Here is a 24,076-nt window from a genome sequence, read left to right on the forward strand (position 1 = left end):
CCGGCTCGCCGGACCAGCGGCCCGGCGGGCCGCACACTGGCCCCGTCCCCCCGCCGCCTTGATTCCGCGCAAGGCGCCGCGGCGCCGACGCCCTATAGGTGGCAGAAGATGAGGAGAAGGCCATGGCAGCAGGCCTCGAACGCCGCCATTCCCGCGAGATTTTCATCGGCCCGGTGCATCTGGCCGGCGATCTCTGGCTGCCGGAGGCGGTCAGGTCTCTTGTGGTGTTCGCCCATGGCAGCGGATCGAGCCGCCTCAGCTCTCGTAACCGGGCGGTCGCCGAGGCGCTGAACCGGCGGGGCATGGCTACGCTGCTGTTCGATCTCCTGACCGCCGACGAGGAAGCCGACCGCGCCAATGTTTTCGACATTTCCCTGCTCGCCGGGCGGCTGGCGGATGCGGTGCACTGGATCGATGTCCGGCCGGACCTTTCAGCGTTGCCGCTCGGCCTGTTCGGGGCGAGCACGGGGGCGGCTGCCGCGCTCGTGGCCGCAGCGCAGCTCCGCACGCGGATCGGCGCCATCGTCTCGCGCGGCGGGCGGCCCGATCTCGCCGGTCCGCTGCTGCCGCAGGTGCGCGCGCCCACCCTACTCATCGTCGGCGGCGCGGACCGCGAGGTGCTGGAGCTGAACCGGCAGGCCCTTGCTCAGCTCGCGGGGCCGAAGGCGCTGCGGATCGTGCCGGGCGCCACGCATCTCTTTCCCGAAACCGGTGCCATGGACACGGTGATCGCGCTCGCCGCAGACTGGTTTGGGACATATCTCGCCGCGCCCGCGCCGGACGCGGCCTAGCCCGGATACCGCCATGCCCTTCATCGACCGCATCGACGCCGGCCGGCAGCTCGCCGGGGCTCTGGCGCCCTACAAGGCGGAAAAGCCGGTGGTGCTCGCCCTGCCGCGCGGCGGCGTGCCGGTCGCCGCGGAGGTGGCCAAGGCGCTCGACGCCCCGCTCGATCTCATTCTGGTGCGCAAGATCGGTGTCCCGTTCGAGCCGGAATACGCCATGGGCGCCGTGGTGGACGGCCCATCGCCCCTGACGGTACGCAATGCGGACGTGATCGCGGTCACCGGCGTGAGCGAAGCGGAGTTCGCCAGGGTGCGCGACCGCGAGCTGGCGGAGATCGAGCGCCGGCGCGCGCGCTATCTGGGCGCCCGCGCCCATCCCGAGCTCGCCGGCCGCACGGTCATCGTCGTGGACGACGGCATCGCCACCGGCGCCACCACCCGCGCCGCGTTGCAGGCCGTGCGCGCGCGCAGGCCCGGCCGGCTCGTGCTGGCGGTCCCGGTGGCGCCGACCGACACGCTGAGGCAGCTGCGCGGCGATGCCGATGCGATCGTCTGCCTGGAGGACCACGAGGATTTCGGCGCCATCGGCTATTTCTATTCCGACTTCCGGCAGGTGAGCGACGAGGAGGTCGTCGCGCTGCTGGCGCAGCATCCGGTGGCGTCGCCCTCGGCCTCCGGGTGAGATAGGCTCGCCCATCCGGCGGCGGCTCCGGCGCATCGCCGCGTCCGCCCGCCCCTAGCGAGGAGATCGTCCCCTGAGCGAAGCCTTCACCGTGGATGGGCGCGACGTGCTCCTGGTTGTGGACATCCAGAATGATTTCTGCTCCGGCGGACACCTCGCCGTGCCGCACGGCGACGAGGTCGTCCCGCTCATCAACCGCCTTGCGGGCGCGTTCCCCCATGTGGTGCTGACGCAGGACTGGCATCCGCCCGGCCATATGTCGTTCGCATCGTCCCATACCGGCGCGCAGCCGTTCCAGACCATGGAGGCGCTGTATGGCACGCAGGTCCTGTGGCCGGATCACTGCGTGCAGGGAACGGACGGGGCCGCCTTTCACGCCGGCCTGAATATTCCCCACGCCCAGCTCATCCTGCGCAAGGGATATCACCACGCGATCGACTCCTATTCCGCCTTCTTCGAGAACGACCGCACCACGGCGACGGGGCTTGCGGGCTATCTGCGCGAGCGCGGGCTCGCCCGCCTCTTCGTTGCGGGCCTCGCCTTCGATTTCTGCGTGCGCTACTCGGCGGAGGACGCCCGGCGCGCGGGCTTCGAGGTGATCGTCATCGACGATGCCTGCCGCAGCATCGACGTGGACGGCTCGGCAGCGGCGACGCGAAAGCTGTTCAAGGCGCTGGAAATCCCCTGCCTTCCGGTGGACGCGATCCAGCGGTCGCACGCGCGGCGATGAGCGCGTTGACCGGCATCAAGGATGAATCCGCCTCCAGACCCGGGACGAGAGAACGTTTGCCGACTGGACTGCTATGCAACCCCATCGGAACGTGCTCTAGCACCTGTTCTGCCTTGAGACATGGGGCCGCCGCACATGGAGCACGAACCGGAGGTCCTGCCGGCTCCCATCAGCCTCGATGAGAAGGTGCGCTGGCTCGGCCGGCCCGAGTCCTACCCGGTCCCCGCCGGGCACGTGGAACCGCAGGAAACCCATATGTCCTGGGTCTTCCTGACCGACGACCGCGTCTACAAGCTGAAGAAACCCGTGCGCTTCCCCTATCTGGACTTCTCCACGCTGGAACGGCGCGAAACGGCGTGCCGACAGGAATATCTCCTGAACCGCCGCCTCGCGCCGGATGTGTATCTGGGCGTTGCGCCGCTGACGGCCTCGGCGGCGGGCCTCGGCATCGGCGGCCCCGGCGCCGTGGTGGACTGGATCGTCCTTATGCGGCGCCTGAAGGCGGACGGCAGCCTGGAAGCGGCGCTGCAGGCCGGCGGTCCCGATGCCCGGGCGCTCGATCGGATCACCGCGACGCTCAAGGCGTTCTACCGCCATGCGCCCCGCGTTCACGTTCCGCCCGCGCGCCATCTGGCGGACTGGCGGCGGGCGGTGGAGCATGAGCGAAGCCTGCTCGCGAACCGCAGGTTCGCCCTTCCGCAGGGCCGCATCGCTCGGATCGCGAGCGTGCAGCGCCGGTTCCTCGCAACGCGGGCGGATCTGCTGGCGTGCCGCGCCCGCGAGAACCGGATCGTCGATGCGCACGGAGACCTGAGGCCGGAGCACATCTGGCTATGCCCGCGCGTGACCATCATCGATCGCCTCGAGTTCGATGCGCACCTGCGCGCCCTCGATCCGCTGGACGAGGTGGCCTATCTCGACATGGAGTGCGAGCGCCTCGGCGCCCGGTGGGTCGGGGCGCGGCTCCGGCACCGGCTTGGGGCATCGCTCGGCGATGATCCGTCGAGCGGGCTCTACCTCTTTTATCGCTGCCACCGGGCCATGCTGCGTGCGCGCCTCTCCATCGCCCACCTGCTCGACGCCAAGCCGCGCACGCCGGAGAAGTGGCCGCGCCGCGCCCGCGCCTACCTGCGCCTCGCCGCAGCTGATGCGGCAGCGCTGGAGCCCCTGCTCAGAACACCAGAAGGTCGCTGAGCGGCAGGTTGCGGCTGAGCCGGCGGATCGCGTCGGCGACGAGCGGGCCGACCGGCACGATGTCGAGCTTGTCGCGCACCGGCCCGGCGCCGAGGCGGAACGGGGGCACCGTGTCCGTGACCAGGATGCGCTCGATCACCGGATCGGCGAGCACCGTCTCGGCCCCCGGCATGAACAGGCCGTGGGTGACGCAGGCGAGCACCCGGCGCGCACCTGCCTTGCGGGCGGCATGGGCAGCGCGGGCGAGCGTCACGCCCGTGCTGATGAGATCGTCCACGATGATGCAGGTGGCATCCTCGACATCGCCGACAAAGAGATCGCCGGACACCACCCCGGCGCTGCGGTGCTTCTCGGCGAAGGCCTTGCCCACCGGCCGGCCCACCGCGCCCTCCAGCGCCTCGCGCAGCAGGTCCGCCCGCTTGCCGCCGCCGAGGTCCGGCGAGATCACGCACAGCCGTTCCCCGCCCACCAGCTCCATGATCCTGCGCACCAACACCGGCGTCGCCGTAAGCGCGACGGACCGGCGGCGGAAGGCGTTCTCGAAGGCGGTTTCGTTGTGCACCTCCACCGCCACCAGGACGTCCGTCCCCACCGCCTCGAACACCGATGCCACATAGCGCGTGGTCACCGGATCGTTCGGCTTGGTGCGGCGGTCCTTGCGCGCGTAGCACAGGTAAGGGGTGACGGCCGTCACCCGCGCCGCCCCGGCATCCTTCAGCGCGCCGATGAAGAACAGGAGGCGGCACAATTTGTCGTTGGCGCTCCGCCCGGGCTCGCCGTGGAGCGAATGCAGCACGTAGACATCTGCACCACCCACGGCATCGATCGGGCGCGCCTTGTGCTCACCGTCCTCGAAATCGCGCTCCTCGTGGGCCGCGAGCGCGACGCCCAGGCCATGCGCCACCACCGTGCCCAGCTCGCGGCTCCCCTCCAGGGCGAACAGGCACAGGCCGGCGCCCGCGACGGCGGCTGTCGAGGCCGGTGCTGCATCGGACATAACGGCGCTCACCTGTAGACCAGCACTGGAGTGTGGGAATAGGCTAGCACCTTGGCCGTCACGCTCCCAAGGAGGATGGCCGCGACGCCCCGCCTGCCGTGCGAGGCCATGGCGATGAGGTCGCAGGCATTGCGCTCGGCGGTATCGATGATCACCCGGTGCGGCTCGTCGCCCTCCACCTGGAGCACCGCGCACGGAACCCCGAGCGCCCTGGCCTTGAGCTCCGCGTCGGTGAGGCAGGCGGCCGCCTGCTCCCTGGCGTGCCGCTCATATTCGCTGCGCGTCGGCTCCAGCTGGTCCGGGGCCGCGGAAAAGACGTGGAACGGCTCGACCACCATCACCACCGTGACCTTGGCGCCCGCGTCCCGCGCGAAGGCGAGACTCTTTTCCAACGCGACGGTGGAGAGGGGCGACCCGTCGGTGGGGAGGAGGAGATGATTGTACATGGTCCGCTTCCGATCCTCGTTCCGCCGGCCCGATTGCCGGAGCCTCAGGGCCGCGCCGCGAGCGGCCACAGGCGCCGCAGCGGCTCCGGCAGCAGCCCGATGATCTTCGCCGTCTCGCCGGGGTCGAGCTCCCGCCACAGGAGATCGAAGACCGCCACCGCGGTGCCGAGCGGATCCCGCGGAAATTGCGGCGGCAGCTCCCCCGCGATGGCATCGAGGAAGTCCTCGATCCGGCGGCCCGCATGGGGCTCGCGTCCCATGCGCCAGCCCTCATAATAGATGTCGCGCGCCAGAATTGGCAGCTGCGCGCCGAGCTGCACCGCATTTTCCGGCGGCAGGCGGTCCCGCAGGGCGTGCAACACCGCCCGCAGCGCGCCGTAGGCGTGCTGCTTCTCGCCGAGCACATGGTCCACCATCAGCGTCTTGAGCCAGACATTGGTCTGCTGGATGGTGTGGTCGAGCACCGCAAGATGGGTCTTGCTCATCGGCGCCTCCCTGCTCCGCGCATCGTACGTAGTGTACAATACACAATATATATACGTCCCACGTCTTCGCGGGGGTAGACATCTTGCCGGCGCATATTCGCGATCTTACGCACAGTAATACCACAACTGCATTTTGAAGTTTAGGTGGCAGGTGAATAATGATCCATGATGCAAATTAACAACACTGCGCCGTTCTCGCCTGATGATGAGCATTGAGGGCAGAGTCCGGCCCGAAGCGAAGGAGGGAGCGTCATGCCTGCACGAGCACCCGTTTCGGAGCCGAAACGCCCGTCCCCGAGGCGCAAGCGCGGCTATTCCTATTCGGAGGATGCCAACGAGTCTGCGGCCACGCTCGATCACGAGCCGGCCGAGGTGGAGCGCGAGACGCCTGCGGCAGCGGAGGACAACCCTTCCATCGAGCGCCTGGAGCCGCACGCCCCGCCGCCGCCTCCGCTGTTCGAGGAGGCATAGCGCGCGGCGATCAAACCTGCCGCCGCCGTGACGCTTTCGAGTGCAATGCGCCGTCACTCATGGCATTCGACCGGACGAGACGGATTCTCTTCCGGCACAGCACGGCGTTTACGTCATGAGAGATTTCAGCTGCCTGTATCGTCACGACTTCCTGCGGATCGCCGCCTACGTTCCCCGCGCCGCGGTGGCCAATCCCGGCTTCGCCACGGCGCGCACTCTCGAGCTCGCCGAAAAGGGCCATGAGGATGGCACCGCCGTCATGCTCTTCCCCGAGCTCGGCCTGTCCTCCTACGCCATCGAAGGATTATGCGGCGAAGCAAAATTGGGATTTCGGCGAAGGGTTCATCGCCGGACTCAGTGGTGAGTCAGCGCCTGCCGACCATGTTGTCGGCAAGCCGTTGCTCCCGACCAGTGCTCTCTCTGAGGACGGCCTCGATGTTCAGTTCCTTGAGACCGTTCCCGATCGCCCCATCAAGCGTCCTTAGATGTTTGATCCCGGGCTTTGATGGTGCAGTCTTTTCGCAGGAATGGAAGGATGCGCTATGGGCCAGGTTCTCCATGGATGCGCCACGACGACAGAGGCAGTGCTGTCCGCCGTCTTTGCGTGAATACGTATTACAGCATATAGTTAGAAACGTTACTACGTCTTTAAGTTAGTGCGGCCATTCCTCGGCCGGCCAATCCCGCGACGTGTGGATGACGCGCACGATCACGACGCTTTCCCGGCCCGCAACGTCCCGCAGCTCATAGGCGATGATGTAGGGATGACGGGCGAGGGACTTTTCATAGGTTCCGCTCACCCGCCCCGGCCTCCCGGTCGCCATCTCGCCTAGCGTGTTCCCGGCGTCCTCGATCACGTCCACGACCCGTTCGGCGGCGAATGGGTTGTCCTCTGCGATATAGCGCAGGATTTCGAGGTTATCCCGCTGCGCTTCAATCGACCAGACAACCGGCCTCATCCGCGCGCGGCTTTCCGGCGCTTCGCATCCTCGATAACCTCACGCATTTCCGCGACGGCCTGCGCATGGGGGATCACTCGGCCGGCCGCCGCATCGGCCATGCCGCGTTTGATGCCGTCGATGATTTCAAGCTCGCGATCGACATAGGCGGCGACGGCTTCGCCCGCGAGGAAGGATTTGCTCCGCTGCGTGTCGGTCGCGATCCGGTCGAGCTTTTCTTTCACATCGGGCCGAACCCGAATCGTCATGGTGGTGCTAGCGGTCATGGAACAGCCTCCGTGTGTTGAATTGTGTACAACCTAGCACGTTTCGCCGGTCGCTGCCATCACCTTTTAATGAACGGATACGGCCGCAGTATGCCTGCTTTTATGGCGAGGGCCGCACGGTGACGGCATCGCTGAAATACAAGTGGTGACGCGCAGGCGGATCGGTCTTCGAGGTTGCCTGCCGGATCATTCCACCTTCTCCAGGAAGGGGCGTGATCGCCTCAGGAGGGGCGAGCCGCTGTGGCACCTGTTCGAGGCTTCGCGACAGCGGGGAGGGGATCCCTGCTGCGTCGACACCTGCTGCGCCGACACAAGCCAACCCGCTCACTTCAAGACGTGAGAGGGGAGTTCATCGAACATGTGGAACCACGAGATGATCCCATATGTTCGGATCTTGCTCTATCGGAGCCGGCCTGGCTCGTCGGCGGCGAGATAGTCTTCCTCGGCCTTGGTCAGAGCGACCATGTCATAGCCGGTAATCATCGGCATCACATGCTCGCGGAACGAATGACCGGTGGTGAGCAAGTAGACGTGGATGATGATGAAGGCCAGAATGGCGAAGGCGGTGAGGACATGCAGTCCCGCCACCACCTGAAGCACGAGCGTCGCATCGGGCCGCGTCGCCCACAGGTTGAAGGTGAGATAGACGATCCCGGAGATCCAGATGGCCGGGAACAGCACCAGCTTGAGCGCGAGATAGGAGAGCGCCTGCAAAGGGTTGTGCTTGCGCCAATAGGCCTTGCGAAAAGGGTGGTGCTCGCCTTTGAAGATGCCCCACGCATAAAAGCGCGCGACCTTCCAAAGGCCTTCCGTGGTGGGCACATAATGCACCCAGGTGCCCGTGGTCAGGTGCCAGAAGATGGCGAAGATCCACAGCACCACGAGCGCCAGCGCGCCGAATGTGTGGAGCGTCACAGCCTCCTTGAAGCCGATGAGGTGGTGCAGCCCGCGGATGGCGAAGCCCGTGAACAAGAGCAGGAAGATCAAGGCCGCCTGGGACCAGTGCCAGAAGCGCTCGAACAGCGGGTAGATCCGGACGAGACGCTCAGTCATGGCCCTTTCCTCCTTCATCGTGCGTGTCCGACGCCGCGCCGCCGTGCGGCGGCCGGCCCGATCGGGCAAGGGTGCGCAGGCCCGCATGGGCGACGACACCGAAGAAGGCCGCCGCGACCATTCCAAAGCCCAGCCAGTCGATCAGGCCGGGTGGACGCGTGCCCGGCATGTAGACGGTGGACGTCAGCGATGCGAGGCGTCTGTTCTTCTGGTGGCAATCGTTGCAGGAGAGCGCCTGATCCTTGGGCGCGACCATGTGGGTGATGGGCCAGTACATCCGCGTATCGACGAAGCCGAAATGCCCCGAATAGGGCGCGCCGATGTAATCCATGGCCGCCTTGATGGATTTGGACCAGTCGAAATTGGTCCAGAACGCCGTCGTGGTCGTGGGGCCATAGACCTGATTGTGCACCAGATGCAAAAGCTCGGTGTCATAGGCTTGGCGCCCCACCATCTTCTTGAATGGCCAGATGCGTGCATTGGGGTCGTTGGGATTGCCCTCGATGTGGTTGATCTCCACGGGCTTTGAAGGATCGATCTTGTCGTCACCTGTCGTGTAGCGCACCTGCCCGTCGAACCAGGCGTAATAAGGCGTGACATTCTCGCCCCATTGGAAATCGCCTTTGGTCGACAGATAGGTGTGCAGATGCTTGCCGTCGCTCTGGACGAAGTCGTCCTTGTGGAAGGGCTTGCCGTCCTTGAGCTGGCCGGCGGTTGACCAGTCCCATTTGGTCTTGGTGGCCACCCCGCCCCGGGCGAAGCTCGGAATATGGCAGGTCTGGCAGGCCACGCGGTTGGTGTGGTCGTTCAGCGTCAGCGCCTCAAGCGTCAGACCCTTATGGGGGCGCGTGCCGTGGCAGGACTGGCAGGTGGCCACATCGCGCCGCTCGCCCGGCTTGCCGGTCCCGATGGTGTCGGCGGCGGTCACGGCGTAGCGGCTGCCGGCCGACTTGTGGGCCTTGGTGACGTGGCAGTCGGCGCAGGTGAGATTGGCGCCGTCCTTGGACATGTGCACGTCGACGGAGCGGGAGGGGTTGAACAGCACCGAGGACAGGTCGCCATGCTTCACGTTGTCGCCGCCGCCGCCATAGAAATGGCATTGCCCGCAATTCTCGCGGGTGGGCAGTCCCACGCTCATGGCCGCCTTCGACAAATCGACGGGCGTCGCATCGGCTCCTGTGATGGTCTTGGCCTTGGGCGGCAGCGGCGCCAAGGGGGGAAGGCCGGCCTCATTGTCGAGCTTGGCATAGCGCCCCGGCGCGGCGTGGCAGACGAGGCAGTCGACGGCGGTCTCCTGCTTTGGCGGGCCGTCGGCCATCTTCTCCCACCCATAGCCGGCATGGCAGCTCGTGCAGCGTGGCTCGTTGGCGGCGACGTTGCCGCAGAAGGAGTTGATGACCTTGCTCTTGCCGAGCTCCTGGCCGGTCTTCGGATGGGTGAAGTGCCAGGTCCAGTGGAGGGAGCCCATCACCTGCTTGGCCGCCTCGGTGTGGCAGGTCAGGCAGGCGGCGGTCACGTCCTGGGCGGATTTGAAGTCCTGCTGGAGAATCTTGAACTTCGAGTGGTCGGCCGTGACGCCTGCCCGCGGGCTTGGCCTTTGTGCGAGGCCGGCGGGCTCGGGCTTTGCCTGCGGTGTCTCGGCCCGGACGGGAAACACGGCAATCGCGGCCAAGCCGGCCGCAAGGCGTGCTGAGCGCCATATGCGGAAGCCAATCGTTCGCATTTTGCTCCTCCCTGGCGTCACGACACGAAAGTGGTCGATCTGTCCGACTTTTGAGAACGGATAGAGAATATACACCGGTTGGGTGTTCTTCAGGATTATTTCGCTTCCTGGGTCGCTTTGTCGACGTTTGAACGAACATCGCGTTGAGATGCTTCAAGGCGATCCATGAACACCTTGAGACGGGATTTCATGTCTTGATGGCGCACTTTCAGCAGGTCGAGAACGCTGCGCATGGATGGCTCACGCTCACCACGATTTGCGCGGGTGGAAAGATCGTCGCTGACCCTTACGCTTTCACTGCTGATGATCTTGCTGATGCAGACACTGGCATAAGCGATGGCTTTGGATGTATTGACAGCATTAGAGCTGATCGCATCGCTGGCGCGTACAGCATTGCCTGCTTGCCGGATAGACTCATGAACCTTGGCCATGGTTTGGTCGAAGGTTTGCTTCGTCTTGATATCGACAAAGGTCCCGCCCCCGGCGCTGGCCACCGCCCGCAGACTCGCCGCTTCGTTTTCTGGCAGCCCGAAGCCTATGATATCGACGATAGCGCGTGCTTGACCCTGATTGATCTGGCGCGCGGTCGCGACGGGATCGCCGCCACATGTCTCCTCACCGTCTGAAACCACATAGATGATCTGCTCTCCAGAAATTGAAGACTGGGCAAGACTTGCCTCCGCCTCAGTCATTGCCTGAGCGAGCGGGGTCCAACCAACCGCCTTCGTGCGGTAAAGGGCTGCCGCCAGCGCGCCATGGTCGGCCGTCATCGGCATCAACGTATCGATCGCGGCGCAGGACCGCGTCTTGCCAGCCTTGGTGTTGTTACCCTGCTGGCCGAAGGCAACCAGAGACGCCTCCACGTCGGGAGGCAGCGTATCTATGAAAGCCTTTGCGGCTTGCCGGGCTAGATCAAGCTTGCGATGCCCGTCGAGTCGGCCATTCATGGAGCGTGACCCGTCAATTAGGATTACCGCCCGGCGCAACGGTTGGGAACCTGTGGTTTCGTTTTTCTGTTCCATTTGGGCGGTCATCAAATCCGCCTCACCAATACAGGTTGCCGGGTCATCCTTGATGAAACGATCCAGATAGGCCTGTGGCGATGGCGCGGGATCGCCGCCGGGCACGGCATCTTCAGCCGCGCCTTGGGAGCAACTGGCGGCTAGAGCGCACAATGCCAGCATTGAGATCGAGCAGATACGGGGCAGGAGCTGGGTCATACATGTAACCTCACGTTTGACGATGGTCAGCAGCGTGTTTGAGCGCTTCGTAGAGCGCAGTCTTGCCGATCTTCACGCGGGCTGCGGCTTCCCTGACGTTGAGGCCGGCCGCCAGATGCTGACGGGCTTTGGCGAGTTTATCCGGTGTCACGACTGCCTGACGACCGCCGCGTCGACCCCGTTCCTCCGCGGCCTGCAGACCGGCGCGAGTCCGTTCCCTGATGAGATCACGCTCGAACTGCGCTAGAGCCCCGAATACGTGGAAGACCAGGCGGCCGCCGGATGTCGTGGTGCTGATGTTCTCGGTGATAGAGCGAAAGCCGACACCCTTGGCGTCAAGTTCGGTGACGATCTCGATCAGATGTTTCATCGATCGGCCGAGACGGTCGAGTTTCCAGACCGTCAGCGTGTCGCCGTCACGCGCATAACGAATAGCCTCAGCCAAGCCGGGCCGATCGGTCTTCATACCCGATGCCTTGTCCTCGAACAGCTTCTCGCAGCCCGCTTTGCGCAAGGCGTCGAGTTGCAACGCTGTATCCTGGTCCCCCGTCGAGACCCTCGCATAGCCGATAGCGGTCATGAGGCGTGATTTGTCCGTTTTCTCGTTCAACGCGGACAATGTCCGATTTGCCGTTAAATGGCAATGTTTGCGGACAAAACCTGTGGACGCCGCCAAACGACCGTTTGTCGGACAACGCCGAAGCCCGGCCCAGCGAGAGCCTGCCCACCGTCAAGTACCGCGCCACCCTCAGCCTAGTGGATCAACCGAAACGGATGGTACCCATACGTTTCGAAAAGTTGATCCACCAGATCAAAGACTTGTGGCTCGACCCGCTCGCGACAGATGGGTTCCATCTGTCGCGGTCGAACCACTAGCCTATGGCTGCGGCCTGCGGGTGTCGGAGGTGGCCCACCTCAAGGTCGCCGATATCGACAGCGCCCGCATGCTGATCCGCGTGGAGCAGGGCAAGGGGCGCAAGGATCGATACGTGATGCTCGCGCCAGACCTGCTCGATCTGCTGCGCCGCTGGTGGAAGGAGCGGCGGCCGCAGGGCTGGCTGTTTCCGGGCCGCGATCCCGGCCAGCCCATCACCACCCGCCAGCTCGACCGGGCGTGCAGGACGGCGGCCTCCGCCGCCCGGGCTCGACAAGCGCGTCTCCATGCACACCCTGCGGCACAGCTTCGCCACCCACCTCCTAGAGCGCAAGACCGATATCCGCGTCATCCAGGTGCTGCTCGGGCACCGGAAGCTCGACACCACGGCCGTCTACACCCGCGTCGCCCTGAAGACGCTGCGCGAAGTGGAGAGCCCGCTCTCGCTGCTGACACCGCCGCCCTTGTAGGCCGTGCCGGTCCGTGGCGCGGCCTCCGCTCGAGGTCGCGGATATCCTGAACGCCCATGGGGATGCCTATGAGAAGGCCCATGCCGGGCATCTCAGCCGCGGCCAGTTGAAGGTGATGTGGGCGATCCGCTCCTGCCGCACGGCGGTGCTCGGCGGGCATGTAGCGCGCTGTGCCGACTGCGCCCATGTGGAGATCGCCTACAACTCATGCCGCAACCGGCATTGCCCCAAGTGCCAGGGGTCAACAGCCCGGGACTGGCTCACCGCCCGCCAGTCCGAGCTTTTGCCCGTGCCCTATTATCATCTCGTCTTCACCCTGCCGGCAGTCCTCGGCACTGTGGCCTACCAGAACAAGGCGGCGGTCTACGACCTGCTGTTCAAGGCATCAGCCGAGACGCTGGCGACCATCGCCGCCGACCCCAGTCATCTCGGCGCCCGCATCGGCGTCACTGCCGTGCTCCACACCTGGGGATCGGCGCTCACCCATCATCCCCATATCCATGCCGTGGTGCCCGGCGGGGGCCTGTCTCCCGATGGCACACGCTGGATCAACTGTCGGACCCGGTTCTTCCTGCCGGTGCGGGTGCTGTTCCGCCTGTTCCGGCGGCTCTTCCTCGACGGGCTGCGGACGCTCCATGCCGCCGGCCGGCTCTCGAAGCAGAGGCGGATGGCACGCAGCATACCGCGCCACCGCCTTCCTCGGCCGGGCCCTGGACCAGGCCGAGCCCGAGGACCTGCAGCGCTACCAGCTGCATCTCGCGAGCCTCGGCGCCAGCTATGCCCGCATGAACAGGCAGGCGCCCTGGCCGTCATGCCAGATCACCTTCAAAAGATCGCCACGGCGCCCCCGAAAGCAGAACAGATGCCCGCTCAGCGGATCCCGGCGAAGCACTTCCTGCACCTGCAGGGACAGGCCCGGCGCATATCCGTATAGCCGGTCGCAAGCCAGACCCGCACGCCAGTCGGGACCGGGATCACGCAAGCCGCTCCAGCGCCTGCACGACCCGGATCAGAGCCTCGACGTCGACATCTCGGTCCACGATCACCCGCCGCCCGTTCGCCATCACGATCTCGATCCGGCCACGGTCCGAACCCGGACTCGTCGTTGGCCGCTCAGCGACAATCACCGCCGGCACCAACCCACCGACGTCGCCGAGGCACCCTTCGCGGTAGGCCTTGCGCCACGCAAACAGCTGCTGGTTCGAAAGCCCGTGACGCCGCGCCGTTGCCGACGACAGCCGGGGACCGGAAAAACTCTCCTCAACAATCCGCAGCTTCTCGGCATCAGACCATCGCCGACGCCGACCCGTATCGACGATCTCGAGGCGGCTCACAGGATGACTGTCAGTAAGGATATCCATACTGACAATCAGCTACAGCCTACCAATCATCGCAAGGCGGCCCTTCTCGGAGGCGTACTTTCAAACGACAATTTCAGCAATTCGGAATCTGGTCGGTTTCAACGACTATCGCTAGACGGTCCAACTTTTTTTGTGATCATCACCATTGTCCCTGGCTCGGCGCCCTCGAAAAAGAACCGTCACACACATGGCGCAAGGACCGTGCCGCGGCCACTCCTGCCGATCGTCAAGGCTGCGTTCTAGGCGATCCTGAAACGGGCAAATACGAGAACCTTCACCACGGCCAACACGGCTGCGAAGACGGCCGCCGCGGCAAAGGCGCCGGCGACCACCGGGGTCGGCAATGGCGTCATGAAGATTCCAGCGACGGCAAAGGTCGAGGCGAACGTGACATCGGCCACAGACGACACGACGACCCAGAGGCCCGGACGAGGCCCCCACAGATGTCGCCGTCCGCGAATCGCGTAGATCGTCGCCTGACTGCTGAAAACCAGGGCTGCGAAGGCCAACGTTCTCAGGGCGTCGGTTCCCAGCTTCAATCCGAAATGACCGACGGCCAGGACGCCGGTGCAGAAGGCCAACTGGCAAACGCCCATGGTGACGCCCGCCGTTGTGAGGCTGCCGATACGCCACGCATTCGGCATCGGCGACGGCCGCACATTGTCGGTCGTCAACGACATGGCGAGAAAATCTCCCGCGATCATCACGATGACCATCAGCAATGGCGTCAGTATCGCCTGTCCCGTCATAAAAAGGCCGACGATCAGGAACAGCACCGTCACGATCTTCTTGATGACGGAATTCAGTGTATAGGTCAGGATGCGCTGGAACGTCACCCGGCCTTCCTTGACCGCGGCGACGACGCCCGCGAGCCCTGGTTTGGTGAGCACCATGCCGGCGGCTGATTTGGCGACATCGGTGGCTGTCGATACCGCAATTCCCATCTGGGCCTGACGCAGCGCCGGCGCGTCGTTGGCGCCATCGCCGCACATGCCGACGGTGTGGCCGCCCTTCTGGAACGCCTTGACCAGCTTGTACTTGCCCTCCGGCAGGACACCGGCGAAGACCGCGAATTGTTCCGGGTCGACGCTGTCGGGGATCGGCCCCGGTGGGCAGACCGCGCCGTCAAGCCCCACCGCATGAGCCACGATGGCCGCTGTCGCCGGCGCGTCACCCGTCACCATCACGGTGCGAACGCCCAAATCGCGCAGTTCGGTGACGAGCGCCGCCGAGTCCGCGCGGGGCGGGTCGCTGAGCGCGATCAGTCCCGCGAGCTTCATCGCGTTCGGTGGCCCGGACGCGACCGCCAGAACCCTGAAGCCCTTTCTCCCGAGTTCCTCGCACGCGGCTGTTGCGGTCGATGAAGGCTCGGTGAGACCGATGATCGCCGCGAAAGCGCCTTTCACGACACGTTGCGTTCTCCCGTCCGGATCCTGGACCGTCGCCTCGGACATCTTTGTCGCCGGATCGAACGGTATGAACTGGATCATCTTCGGCGCGTCGGAAACAGCCTTGCCCGAGGCGGCGGACCGAATGGCGCCGTCAACCGGATCCTGTCCGCCATCCGAGCTGGCCAGCGCGGCCAGCGCCAGGACGTGCGCCTCATCGAAATCGGGCATGGCATGGACGGTCGTGACCGTCAGCGCGTTCCGGGTCAGCGTACCTGTCTTGTCGGCGCACAAGACGGTCATCGTCGCCGCTTCATCCACCGCCGAAAGGCGCGTCGGAAGGACGCCAAGCTTCGCCAGCGCCCGCGCCCCGAGCGCAGACGCCAGTGTGAAGGTGGCCGGCAGCGCGACCGGGATCGATGCGAGAACCGCCGTCAGGACGAGAGGGATGATCTCGGCGAGCGGCATCTTGAGCAAGCAGGCGTAGGTCACAAGGAGGACGATGACGACGCCATTGAAGGCGGCGAGATTGCGCACCACGCGCAGCACCGCTTTCTGCTGGGAGCTTACGACATGGGCGGTGCGCACGAGTTCCGCGGTGCGGCCGAACTTGGTGTGCGCCCCGGTTGCTATCACCTCCGCCACCGCCTCGCCGCGTCGCACCAATGCCCCGGCATAGGTTTGCACGCCCGCACCCGCCTCGATGGGTACCGATTCCCCGGTCAGCATGGACTGGTCGAGCAGGACTTCACCCGCGACAAGATGCACATCCGCAGCGACCACGGCACCGAGCGAAAGCTTCACTATGTCGCCCGGCACCAGTTCGACGGCGGGCAGGATCTTCCACGCGCCGTCGCGTCGGACGGACGCGTTCAGTGCCAACCGCGATCTCAGTGCCGCAAGGGTCGCCTGGGCGCGGCTCTCCTGGAACAGTCCGAGCGCGGCGTTGAACACCAGAAGGGCGGCGATAATCGCGGCCTCGACATGTTTGCCAAGCGCCAATTCGAGCGCGACCGCTGCCTCGAGCATCCATGGAACGGGCGCCCAGAACTTTTCGAGCGCCATGCGAAGCGGGCGCGCGCTCGTATCGGGCATTGCATTGGGGCCGAACTTCTCCAGCCGGCTGCGAGCCTCTTCGCCGGTCAGGCCCGTCTGCCCGCCGGCATCGGTGACGCCGGTCGATTTGGCTGGAGAGCCGGTTACCGAAGACAGCGGGGTCGCCATGGTCATTGCCTCCGTCGCTGGCCACACGCTGCAAACACACCGCGCTGAGCGACCCTGCTTAGCAGGGCACTTCGAAGCCCAACATCCCGGAACAATAGGTCCGTCTCAGCGCGACCCGATAGGTCTCCCAAAAAGACCGTCACATGCCCGCTTTTGCCCGACGGTCTTTTCTCAAACCCGACAAGGGTCTTTGAGAAATACCGTCAGAAGCGCCGTCAAATGTTTCGGCAACTTCGAACTGGTGCACAGTGGATCGGATGCAAATCAAAAACGTAATGAGATAAGAGCCTCCATTGACAATGGGGTACTGATTATCAACGAAACCGCCCATAGCCCTCTATTTTTCCTACGCGATTTCCCGCCAGAGCCATCCACAGTATCCCGCACCCGTCACTCCCACTCGAATCTGCATGTCGCGGCGGTCGTCGACGATCATGATCGCGTGCTGGGGACCCGCTCGTTCGCGACCACCCGGCAGGGCTACCGGCAGATGTTGGCATGGATGCGCTCGTTTGGCACTCTCCAGCGCGTCGGCGTCGAGTCGACCGGCAGCTACGGAGCTGGCCTCCTGCGCTTCCTGCAACAGGCGGGCGTGACCGTACTGGAGGTGACGGCGCCCAACAGGCAGGATCGCCGCAAACGCGGCAAGAACGACGACCTCGACGCGCAGAATGCCGCACACGCTGCCTTCACTGGCAAGCGCACGGTCACACCGCGCAGCCGCGATGGCATGATCGAGGCGCTGCGCGTGCTCGTCACCTGCCGCAAGACGGCAGTGACAGCGCGGTGTGTCGCTTTGCAGATGGTCCACAACACAATCGTTGGACGCCATCGGCCGGGGGCTGACGAAGGTTCCCACAGTCAGCATCGAGTATTGTGAGCTGCGCTCCCTTTGTCCTGATCGGCCGCGGCCGGAGCCTTGCCGATTCTCGGGGGAGCCAAGGGGGACTTTCCCCTTGCTCCCCGCAAATGCCGCCTGTTACAGAGCAGGGCCGCCGCCGCGCAAGGCGGTCATGACGATCATCCTTCCCTTCATCGGCACCCACCTCGCTCGGCCGGGCAGCCCGGCTCCGCGCGCCGGCATGTGCCCCCTCTATCCCCGCGCGCTCACGCGCCCCCGGAAGGCATGTCGGGGGCCATCCGCGGGCGAACGTGCTCGCTTATACCCTCCCGGGCTTTGCCACCTCGGACGAGACGAAGGCCAATGCATGGGCGCTGATGCGCGCGCTCGGGGTGAGCGCAGCAGAGATCGACATCCGCCCGGCGGCGCGGCAGATGCTGGCGGATCTCGGCCACCCCTTCGCCCGCGGCGAAGCGGTCTACGACGTGACCTTCGAGAACGTGCAGGCGGGGCTGCGCACCGATTACCTGTTCCGCCTCGCCAACCACCATCGCGGCCTGGTGGTGGGCACCGGCGACCTCTCCGAGCTGGCGCTCGGCTGGTGCACCTACGGCGTCGGCGACCACATGTCCCACTATAATGTCAACGCCTCGGTGCCGAAGACGCTGATCCAGCATCTCATCCGCTTCGTCGCCGCATCGGGCGACGTGAGCGCGGAGACGGCGCGGGTGCTCGAAGCCACTGACGTGCCCCCCGTTTCTCATCCAGCCATAACGAGAGTCCTGGGTTGATTTGAAGCGCTCCCCGTTTCTAGGCCAACCGGAACTGGAAAATTCCGGGGTTAGGGCTCATTCCGGCGGGGATGCCGGAGAGCCATTCATGAGCGCGATCGGCGGCTTGTTGCCGATCGCGCTGTGCGGCCGAACCTCGTTATAGTCTCTACGCCAAGCCTCCATTTTCGCCCGCGCGTCGTCAAGGCTCATGAACCAGTGCGTGTTCAGGCATTCCGCCCGGAGCTTGCCGTTGAACGACTCGATAAAGCCGTTGTCCGTGGGCTTGCCGGGCCGCGAGAAGTCGAGCACCACGCCTTTCTGATAGGCCCAGAGGTCGAGATCCCGACTGACGAACTCCGATCCCTGATCCACCCGAATGCTCTGCGGATAGCCGGTGCTCGGACAGATCCGCTCGAGCGTCAGCACGACATCCTCGCCCCGATAGCTGAACCGCGGATCCACCGCCGGCGAGAACCGCGTGAAGGTGTCGACGATGGTCAGAACCCGGATCTTGCGGCCCGTGGCGAGCTGGTCGTGGACGAAGTCCATGGCCCAGGTCTCGTTGCTCCGCGTCGCCGGACGACGGTCGTCACGCAGCTTTGCCTTCACGCGGCGCTTGGGCACCTTGTTGCGCAACTGAAGGCCCAAGCCCTTGTAAAGGCGATAGATCCGCTTCGGATTGACCGCCCAACCCTCCCGCCGCAACAGGATGTGCACGCGGCGATAGCCATACCGCACGCGTGTCTCGCAGATCTCCTTGATCCGCTGGTTCAGCTCGGCCTGCGTGCCCCGCTTCGACTTGTAGGCATGGAGCGCACGATCGACCGCCAGGGTGGCACAGGCACGCCTGGCCGACACCTTCCAATCTTCGCGCAGCCTGTCCACAAGCTCGCGCTTGCGCGCAGGCCTCAGAGCTTTTTTGACAGCACGTCCTGCAACATCGCCTTGTCCAGCGACAGATCCGCAACGATCCGCTTCAGCTTGGCGTTCTCGTCTTCCAACTGACGCAGCCGCCGCATCTCCGAAGGCATCAGCCCCGCATATTTCTTGCGCCAGTTGTAGAACGTCGCATCCGATATCCCGGCCTTCCGGCACACCTCTGCCACAGGTGTCCCGTCCTCCGCCTGCTTCAGGACGAACGCGATCTGCGCCTCCGTGAACTTCGACGCCTTCATGGAACTCTCCTCGTCCCCGAACCGGGGATCATAAGTGGAAAATTCCAGCTCAAACTGGCCTAAAAAACGGGGAGCACGTCAACATCCTCGCCACCGAGATCTCGCCGAAGCTGGTGCCGGCGGCGCCGGGCACGGCGATCCAGTCCACGCAGTCCATTGTCGGGCCCTATCCGCTGCAGGACTTCACCCTGTTCTATCTCACGCGCTACGGCTTCGCGCCGTCGAGGATCGCCTTCCTCGCCGCCCACGCCTGGGGCGAGGCGGCGCGCGGCCGCTGGCCCGGCGCGGTGCCGGAGGCCGAGCGGCGCGCCTACGACCTCGCCGAGATCAAGCGCTGGATGAAGGTGTTCCTCACCCGCTTCTTCACCAGCCAGTTCAAGCGCTCCACTTTGCCCAACGGACCGAAAATCTCCTCCGGCGGCTCCCTGTCGCCGCGCGGCGACTGGCGGGCGCCCTCCGACAGCGGGCCTGGCCTCTGGCTCGCAGAGCTCGCGGCGAACGTGCCGGATGCGATGCCGCCGGCCGATCCGCAGGCCCGCTGACGTTCCGGCAGATTCCGATGCACCCCCGTGAAACTATTCTCCGATGTGAAAATATTGGCCTTTCCGGAAGAGCTTTGATCCGCGTCAGGGCGTACAATGATTAGAAAATGCCTCGGAATAGGGCGCCGTTCGAAGGCGCGGTCCGATGGCAAATGCGGAACATGTGCGCCCTGCCGAGATTGTATCGCGACAACCGGCGCCAGTGCGCATCATAACCCATTGAAGAGAGTTCAGATTACGCTTGCCCCAGAGTGCTGCACCGCAAAACTCCCGCGAACGTGATCGCCCATGCTACGGGCGCATTCCGTGGCGGCCGAGGATGCGCACGGTGCTCGCCTGCGGCCCTTTCGCGCCGGGCTCCTCCACGAACGTCACCCGCGTGCCCGCCTTCAGCCTGGAAAATTCGCCGTCGAGCACGCTGTTGCGGTGGAAATAGACCTCATGGCCGTCGCCCGCGACGAGGAACCCGAACGCACCGTCGTGATCGAGCCGCGCCACCGTGCCAGTCGGTGCGCTCTCGTGCGCCTTGACGGCTCCGGTCATGCGGCGGATCTGGTCCTGCAGCCTGCGGCGGGCGCGCCGGAAGGTGTCGTTGAGCGCGAAGTCGAGATCGGTATAGCGCTCGTCTTCCTTCGGCGTGCGCACTACGGCCACCTCTCGCCCCTGCGGCAACGCCAGATGAATGTTCACCTCATAGAGTCCGGTGCGATGATGGTGGCCGGGTCCCTTCACCACCACGCGGCAGGCGGTGATCCGCCCGAAGCGCCGTTCAAGCCACTCCACGTCGGCGCGGATGATGTCCTGCACGGCAGCGCTCGGCTGCAAGCCCTGAAAGTCGATCTCGACGGGCGTCTGCATGATCCGTCCTCCTCATATCGCCTGCCCCGGCCCGCGGCGAGCGGCTCCGATCCCCCGCGATCGACATATGATGCCATACTCGGCCAGCGGGACGGGACGGCGTTGCGATGAGTCAAGTTTCCCGATGTTGTGACCGCGGCCGATCAGGGATCGGCGCCGGAGCGGCGGAGCGCGAATACAGGAGGACGGCTTGGTAATCCTGAGCGCCGGCATTCTCATGTACAGGCGCGATGCCGATGCGCTGCGCGTGCTGCTGGTTCATCCCGGCGGCCCGTTCTGGCGCCGGCGCGATCGCGGGGCCTGGTCCATTCCAAAGGGGGAGGTGAGCGCCGGCGAAGCGGCGGAGGCGGCGGCGCGGCGCGAGTTCAAGGAAGAGCTGGGGCAGTCCGCTCCCGGCCCGCTCGCCGCCCTCGGACGCATCCGGCAAGGGCATGGAAAAGAGGTGGAAGCCTTTGCTGTCGAAGGTGACTTTCCCGTGGAGCGCATGCGCAGCGCCACCTTCGAGCTGGAATGGCCGCCGCGCAGCGGAAAGCGGCAGACGTTTTCGGAAGTGGATCGCGCCGCGTGGTTCACCCTGCCCGCCGCCCGCGAGATGATCCTGCCCGGCCAGCGGCCTCTGCTCGACCGCATCGAGGATCACCTTGCGACAGCCTGAGAGGCCAAAGCCGCTTGATCCAGATCAAGGCGAGAAACGCTGGCCCGCATCATGAATAGTGGGCAGGTTCAAGCATTCGATGATCGTCTGGATGCGCAGGTGCCGGAAAATGGCGCCGCTTTCCTGTAGCCGCATCAAAATGTCTTGTGATCAGCTTTCGACAATCTTGCAATAGAACGGAATTCTGACGCAGGGTCGTCTGTGCGCGGACGGCGGTCGATGCAGGACGGGCGGCAGCCGGATTCCGTTCGGCCGCGGGCCTGATGTTGCCATCCTGCGGGCGCGAAAACGGATGGCCGGCACGGTCCCGACCCAACCGGCCCCCTTGATCGAGCTTCGACTTACTGTGCGCATGGCCTTGCCGCCGCACAAGAGTCGATGAGACACCGGCGCGGTACCCGCCCGCCGGTCGGATTGTTCGCTTGATAGGAGACGATCATGACCGAAACCCAGAAAGTTCCCGTGAAGATCGAGCCGAAGAGCATCCCCGCGACGCCCGTTGCCACGGCGCCGTCGCCCTTTGATCATCTGCGGCGCGAGATGGAGCAGGTGTTCGACAATTTCCGTGCCGGCACGCTCGGTTTCCCCTTCTCCCGCGGCGCTTTGGACCTCGATATTCCGTGGCCGCGCTTCGGCGCCCTCGCCCTCAGCCCCGCAGTGGACGTGGCCGAACGGGAGAGCGAATATGAGATCACCGCCGAGCTGCCGGGCCTCGACGAGAAGGACATCGAGGTCAAGCTCTCAAACGGCAACCTCACCATCAAGGGCGAGAAGAAGGAAGAAAAAGAGGAGAAGGAGAAGGATCATTACCTCTCCGAACGCCGCTACGGCGCCTTCACCCGCACTTTCCGCGTACCCGAGGGGGTGGATGCCGAGAAGGTGGAAGCCCGCTTCGCCAAGGGCGTGCTCACCGTGAAGCTCCCGAAGACGGCGCAGGCGCGCAGCCAGGAAAAGAAGATCGAGGTCAAGGTCGCCTGAGGCGCGACGGACGGTTTCACGGCGGGACGGGCCATGCGACGGCAGCCTGGGCCGTCCATGTGGGGCGGCCGGGCGTTGCCGGTGATTATCGCCGCGCATTCGTTCACACCGAGGGGACGAGGGCCTGTACCGGCGCCGCCAGCCGGGGGGCGGCTACCCGTCTGCGACCGTCGGCTCGATCGCGGCGAAGGCGCGATCGAGCCGACGGGTTCGCGCTGCTTCTCATCGAGAAAGGCGGGGGCGAGCGTCTTCAGCGTCCGGTAGCCGAGCCCGTGATCGCGCGGCGCGGTAATATTTGTTACTCAGGTCGATGCGGGATACGCTGGCGTCGTCCGTGGTCAGCACCACCGGCATGCCGACGGAAGATTAGGTCGTGATCGGGTGCTCCCGGCCGCGCACGCCGAGAATGACGTTGCTGGAGGTGAGGGTGATCTCGACCGTCGCGTTGCGTCGGCGCATCTTCGTGAGCAGGCCGTCCGAATCGCGCTGGAAGCCGATCGCGGTGCCGTGGCCGATGCGACGGGCGCCCGCGGTCTCCACCGCGTCGCCGATGTGGAAGTCGAGATCCCGGGGGCGGCGCCAGCCCCAGCCACACCGCATGGAGGCGATCCATTTCATGTGGGTGCGGTAATTTGTAGTGTGCCCCGGTAGTCCTCCGTGCCCACATAATTGAGGCTGACGATGATCCCCGGCTCGGCGCGCACCAGCGCCGCCGCGTGCGCCGTCTGGGTGAAGGCCTTGGCGAGCGGGCCGTCGCGGTTGACCTGGGCGAGGAAGCGGAAGGTAACGCCGCAGCCGAGCCTGGTTCGCCCGCCGCTGCAGTCGCGCAGCGTCCCGATCTGCGCCACCAGTTCCGTGACCTACCGCGCCCGCGCGGCGACCAACTTGTCGAGGACGCTGCGCTCGAGCGCCGCGAGCATGGCGGCGGGGTCGGTCTCGCTCCCGATCGCCTGCGCCAGCCGCCGTCGGTCCTCGCCCTCGGAGAAGGTGAGCATGAATTCCGCATACTGCACGGAATCGGCGTCGTATGCGGCGCGTCCGCGAGATTTTGCGATATCGGTTCGAGCAGGGCCTTGGTCATAAGGCGATCTCGGTGCGCGTCGGCGCGGCGCCATCGACGGTGCCCGAGACGCTACGGCGTGCGGCTGCCGCAGGGCTGACCGAACCCCACATGTTCTGCGTCGATGTCGGCAGTCCGGCCAACGTCGGCTGGGCCGACAGCCAGAGTGCCATCGGCTCCGCCTTTGACCTTAACAGCGTGGGCGTCGTTGGGCTGGACGAGCGCGGTGCAGTGGTTCTGCGGCGTTGCATGACGCGGAACGGCCTGATGACGCTGCTGACGAAATTGCCTCCGTGCACGGTGGCAATGGAGGCTTGTGGGGGCGCCCATCATATTGGGCGGGCGGCACAAACCTTGGGTCACGTGGTCCGCTTGATGCCGCCGGAGTATGTGCGGCCTTATGTCAAAGCTCAGATCGCCGAGCCGGATGACGGTCCTGAGGTCCGGCAGGTTCTCCAGCCGAGAACATGTCGGCTGCGAGCACAGGTCGACGCCGCTGTCGGGCAGCCGCCCGCAGGCCAACTTGAAGGCCGGGTCGGAGCGCAGCCGGTCGAGATCGTTGGCATCCTCGTAGCCGCAGGCGATCGCAAAGATGCGGGCGCGCAGGATGTCGGCCATGGCATGCCTCACCCGTCGCGCATCACGCGGATCATGGATGGCAGCGGCAAGCCGGTCGGCCAGTTGCAGGCGCCGTTCGGCGGCCGCCAGAAGCATCACGCCGCCATCCGAAGTGATGCGGCCGCCATCAAACCCGGCTGTCACCTTCTTGCGTCCAACGGCTGGAAAACAGAACGGCAGCAACGTATCGTCGGTCATGGCGGGTGTGGTTCGCGAGAGGCGGAAGGATCGGCCTAGGCAACAAAATC

26 protein-coding genes and 5 pseudogenes are annotated in these 24,076 nt (G+C 65.3%); 13 read left to right on the forward strand and 18 right to left on the reverse strand.

Going from position 1 to position 24,076, the window contains the following annotated elements:
- Nucleotides 1-122 precede the first annotated feature (122 nt).
- From V5F77_RS24410 to V5F77_RS24425, 4 genes are all read left to right on the forward strand, one after another.
- Nucleotides 123-791 carry a dienelactone hydrolase family protein gene (locus V5F77_RS24410; protein ID WP_429007806.1) on the forward strand — a complete coding sequence of 223 codons (669 nt, stop codon included), beginning with the start codon at nucleotides 123-125 and terminating at the stop codon, nucleotides 789-791.
- A gap of 13 nt (nucleotides 792-804) precedes the next feature.
- Nucleotides 805-1,467 (forward strand): phosphoribosyltransferase, encoded by a 663-nt coding sequence (locus V5F77_RS24415; RefSeq protein ID WP_429007807.1) that lies wholly within the window; start codon nucleotides 805-807, stop codon nucleotides 1,465-1,467.
- A 91-nt stretch (nucleotides 1,468-1,558) separates the two neighbouring features.
- Nucleotides 1,559-2,197, forward strand: a complete 639-nt coding sequence (gene pncA / locus V5F77_RS24420; protein WP_429007808.1) for a bifunctional nicotinamidase/pyrazinamidase — start codon at nucleotides 1,559-1,561, stop codon at nucleotides 2,195-2,197.
- Between the two features lie 135 nt (nucleotides 2,198-2,332).
- The gene (locus V5F77_RS24425; protein WP_429007809.1) at nucleotides 2,333-3,391 is read left to right on the forward strand and encodes a hypothetical protein; all 1,059 of its coding nucleotides are present in this window, start codon (nucleotides 2,333-2,335) and stop codon (nucleotides 3,389-3,391) included.
- Here the strand turns inward: V5F77_RS24425 and V5F77_RS24430 are convergent.
- Genes V5F77_RS24430 through V5F77_RS24440 form a run of 3 tightly spaced genes read right to left on the reverse strand, consistent with a single transcriptional unit; the run spans nucleotide 3,369 to nucleotide 5,319 of the window.
- Nucleotides 3,369-4,388, reverse strand: a complete 1,020-nt coding sequence (locus V5F77_RS24430) for a ribose-phosphate diphosphokinase (protein WP_429007810.1) — start codon at nucleotides 4,386-4,388, stop codon at nucleotides 3,369-3,371. The two genes, V5F77_RS24425 and V5F77_RS24430, sit on opposite strands and share 23 nt — an antisense overlap.
- 8 nt (nucleotides 4,389-4,396) lie before the next feature.
- Nucleotides 4,397-4,834 carry a universal stress protein gene (locus V5F77_RS24435; RefSeq protein ID WP_429007811.1) on the reverse strand — a complete coding sequence of 146 codons (438 nt, stop codon included), beginning with the start codon at nucleotides 4,832-4,834 and terminating at the stop codon, nucleotides 4,397-4,399.
- Nucleotides 4,835-4,878: 44 nt separating this feature from the next.
- Nucleotides 4,879-5,319 (reverse strand): DUF2267 domain-containing protein, encoded by a 441-nt coding sequence (locus tag V5F77_RS24440; protein WP_429007812.1) that lies wholly within the window; start codon nucleotides 5,317-5,319, stop codon nucleotides 4,879-4,881.
- Nucleotides 5,320-5,571: 252 nt separating this feature from the next.
- Between V5F77_RS24440 and V5F77_RS24445 the strand changes: the two genes are divergently transcribed.
- Together V5F77_RS24445 and V5F77_RS24450 are read left to right on the forward strand one after the other, a co-directional pair.
- On the forward strand, nucleotides 5,572-5,790 hold the full coding sequence (locus V5F77_RS24445; protein WP_429007813.1) for a hypothetical protein: 219 nt from the start codon (nucleotides 5,572-5,574) through the stop codon (nucleotides 5,788-5,790).
- A 115-nt stretch (nucleotides 5,791-5,905) separates the two neighbouring features.
- Nucleotides 5,906-6,154: a hypothetical protein gene (locus tag V5F77_RS24450; protein WP_429007814.1), complete on the forward strand. Its 249-nt coding sequence runs from the start codon at nucleotides 5,906-5,908 to the stop codon at nucleotides 6,152-6,154.
- A 289-nt stretch (nucleotides 6,155-6,443) separates the two neighbouring features.
- On the opposite strand, the gene V5F77_RS24455 is transcribed toward V5F77_RS24450, so the two are convergent.
- The 6 genes from V5F77_RS24455 to V5F77_RS24480 form a co-directional block, all read right to left on the reverse strand.
- Nucleotides 6,444-6,749, reverse strand: coding sequence for a type II toxin-antitoxin system RelE/ParE family toxin (locus tag V5F77_RS24455; protein WP_429007815.1), 306 nt, complete (start codon nucleotides 6,747-6,749; stop codon nucleotides 6,444-6,446).
- Nucleotides 6,746-7,015 (reverse strand): CopG family ribbon-helix-helix protein, encoded by a 270-nt coding sequence (locus V5F77_RS24460; protein WP_429007816.1) that lies wholly within the window; start codon nucleotides 7,013-7,015, stop codon nucleotides 6,746-6,748. Before V5F77_RS24460 ends, V5F77_RS24455 begins: the two co-directional genes overlap by 4 nt.
- A 399-nt stretch (nucleotides 7,016-7,414) precedes the next feature.
- Entirely contained in the window at nucleotides 7,415-8,068 is a 654-nt protein-coding gene (locus V5F77_RS24465; RefSeq protein WP_429007817.1) for a cytochrome b/b6 domain-containing protein, read from the reverse strand.
- Nucleotides 8,061-9,791 (reverse strand): tetrathionate reductase family octaheme c-type cytochrome, encoded by a 1,731-nt coding sequence (locus V5F77_RS24470; protein ID WP_429007818.1) that lies wholly within the window; start codon nucleotides 9,789-9,791, stop codon nucleotides 8,061-8,063. The genes V5F77_RS24465 and V5F77_RS24470 overlap by 8 nt, the downstream gene beginning before the upstream one ends.
- Before the next feature lie 95 nt (nucleotides 9,792-9,886).
- Nucleotides 9,887-11,011, reverse strand: a complete 1,125-nt coding sequence (locus V5F77_RS24475) for a vWA domain-containing protein (RefSeq protein WP_429007819.1) — start codon at nucleotides 11,009-11,011, stop codon at nucleotides 9,887-9,889.
- A 10-nt stretch (nucleotides 11,012-11,021) separates the two neighbouring features.
- Entirely contained in the window at nucleotides 11,022-11,591 is a 570-nt protein-coding gene (locus V5F77_RS24480) for a recombinase family protein (RefSeq protein WP_429007836.1), read from the reverse strand.
- 292 nt (nucleotides 11,592-11,883) lie between these two features.
- Between V5F77_RS24480 and V5F77_RS24485 the strand changes: the two are divergent.
- A pseudogene (locus V5F77_RS24485) lies at nucleotides 11,884-12,355 on the forward strand (tyrosine-type recombinase/integrase); the annotation flags it as partial.
- Nucleotides 12,356-12,368: 13 nt separating this feature from the next.
- Nucleotides 12,369-13,028 (forward strand): annotated as a pseudogene (locus V5F77_RS24490) (IS91 family transposase); the annotation flags it as partial.
- A gap of 102 nt (nucleotides 13,029-13,130) precedes the next feature.
- Here V5F77_RS24490 and tnpB read toward each other — a convergent pair.
- From tnpB to V5F77_RS24505, 3 genes are all read right to left on the reverse strand, one after another.
- Nucleotides 13,131-13,256, reverse strand: coding sequence for an IS66 family insertion sequence element accessory protein TnpB (gene tnpB, locus V5F77_RS24495; RefSeq protein ID WP_429007837.1), 126 nt, complete (start codon nucleotides 13,254-13,256; stop codon nucleotides 13,131-13,133).
- A gap of 73 nt (nucleotides 13,257-13,329) precedes the next feature.
- Nucleotides 13,330-13,716 carry an IS66-like element accessory protein TnpA gene (gene tnpA / locus V5F77_RS24500; protein ID WP_429007820.1) on the reverse strand — a complete coding sequence of 129 codons (387 nt, stop codon included), beginning with the start codon at nucleotides 13,714-13,716 and terminating at the stop codon, nucleotides 13,330-13,332.
- Between the two features lie 239 nt (nucleotides 13,717-13,955).
- The gene (locus V5F77_RS24505; RefSeq protein ID WP_429007821.1) at nucleotides 13,956-16,328 is read right to left on the reverse strand and encodes an HAD-IC family P-type ATPase; all 2,373 of its coding nucleotides are present in this window, start codon (nucleotides 16,326-16,328) and stop codon (nucleotides 13,956-13,958) included.
- Between the two features lie 406 nt (nucleotides 16,329-16,734).
- Between V5F77_RS24505 and V5F77_RS24510 the strand changes: the two are divergent.
- A pseudogene (locus V5F77_RS24510) lies at nucleotides 16,735-17,151 on the forward strand (IS110 family transposase); the annotation flags it as partial.
- A 311-nt stretch (nucleotides 17,152-17,462) separates the two neighbouring features.
- A pseudogene (gene nadE, locus V5F77_RS24515) lies at nucleotides 17,463-17,924 on the forward strand (NAD(+) synthase); the annotation flags it as partial.
- A 93-nt stretch (nucleotides 17,925-18,017) separates the two neighbouring features.
- Here the strand turns inward: nadE (V5F77_RS24515) and V5F77_RS24520 are convergent.
- Nucleotides 18,018-19,117, reverse strand: a protein-coding gene (locus V5F77_RS24520; protein ID WP_429007822.1) for an IS3 family transposase whose coding sequence is annotated in 2 segments (ribosomal slippage) — nucleotides 18,018-18,865 and nucleotides 18,865-19,117 — 1,101 coding nt in all. Because the reading frame shifts where the segments join, the coding sequence is not laid out codon by codon here.
- Nucleotides 19,118-19,200: 83 nt separating this feature from the next.
- Between V5F77_RS24520 and nadE (V5F77_RS24525) the strand changes: the two are divergent.
- Nucleotides 19,201-19,659: pseudogene (nadE, locus tag V5F77_RS24525) on the forward strand (NAD(+) synthase); the annotation flags it as partial.
- 291 nt (nucleotides 19,660-19,950) lie between these two features.
- Here nadE (V5F77_RS24525) and V5F77_RS24530 read toward each other — a convergent pair.
- Nucleotides 19,951-20,517 carry a cold shock domain-containing protein gene (locus V5F77_RS24530; RefSeq protein ID WP_429007823.1) on the reverse strand — a complete coding sequence of 189 codons (567 nt, stop codon included), beginning with the start codon at nucleotides 20,515-20,517 and terminating at the stop codon, nucleotides 19,951-19,953.
- A gap of 190 nt (nucleotides 20,518-20,707) precedes the next feature.
- Between V5F77_RS24530 and V5F77_RS24535 the strand changes: the two genes are divergently transcribed.
- Both V5F77_RS24535 and V5F77_RS24540 read left to right on the forward strand, forming a co-directional pair.
- Nucleotides 20,708-21,172: an NUDIX domain-containing protein gene (locus tag V5F77_RS24535; RefSeq protein WP_429007824.1), complete on the forward strand. Its 465-nt coding sequence runs from the start codon at nucleotides 20,708-20,710 to the stop codon at nucleotides 21,170-21,172.
- 438 nt (nucleotides 21,173-21,610) lie between these two features.
- Entirely contained in the window at nucleotides 21,611-22,150 is a 540-nt protein-coding gene (locus V5F77_RS24540; RefSeq protein ID WP_429007825.1) for an Hsp20/alpha crystallin family protein, read from the forward strand.
- Nucleotides 22,151-22,516: 366 nt separating this feature from the next.
- Here V5F77_RS24540 and V5F77_RS24545 read toward each other — a convergent pair whose 3' ends face one another.
- From V5F77_RS24545 to V5F77_RS24560, 4 genes are all read right to left on the reverse strand, one after another.
- On the reverse strand, nucleotides 22,517-22,768 hold the full coding sequence (locus V5F77_RS24545; protein WP_429007826.1) for a hypothetical protein: 252 nt from the start codon (nucleotides 22,766-22,768) through the stop codon (nucleotides 22,517-22,519).
- Nucleotides 22,765-22,998 carry a hypothetical protein gene (locus tag V5F77_RS24550; RefSeq protein WP_429007827.1) on the reverse strand — a complete coding sequence of 78 codons (234 nt, stop codon included), beginning with the start codon at nucleotides 22,996-22,998 and terminating at the stop codon, nucleotides 22,765-22,767. Before V5F77_RS24550 ends, V5F77_RS24545 begins: the two co-directional genes overlap by 4 nt.
- Before the next feature lie 12 nt (nucleotides 22,999-23,010).
- Nucleotides 23,011-23,163: a hypothetical protein gene (locus V5F77_RS24555; RefSeq protein ID WP_429007828.1), complete on the reverse strand. Its 153-nt coding sequence runs from the start codon at nucleotides 23,161-23,163 to the stop codon at nucleotides 23,011-23,013.
- 119 nt (nucleotides 23,164-23,282) lie between these two features.
- Entirely contained in the window at nucleotides 23,283-24,026 is a 744-nt protein-coding gene (locus V5F77_RS24560; RefSeq protein ID WP_429007829.1) for a transposase, read from the reverse strand.
- Between the last annotated feature and the right edge of the window lie 50 nt (nucleotides 24,027-24,076).

It is taken from the genome of Roseixanthobacter psychrophilus (assembly GCF_043195195.1).
Taxonomy (GTDB): domain Bacteria; phylum Pseudomonadota; class Alphaproteobacteria; order Rhizobiales; family Xanthobacteraceae; genus NCEH01.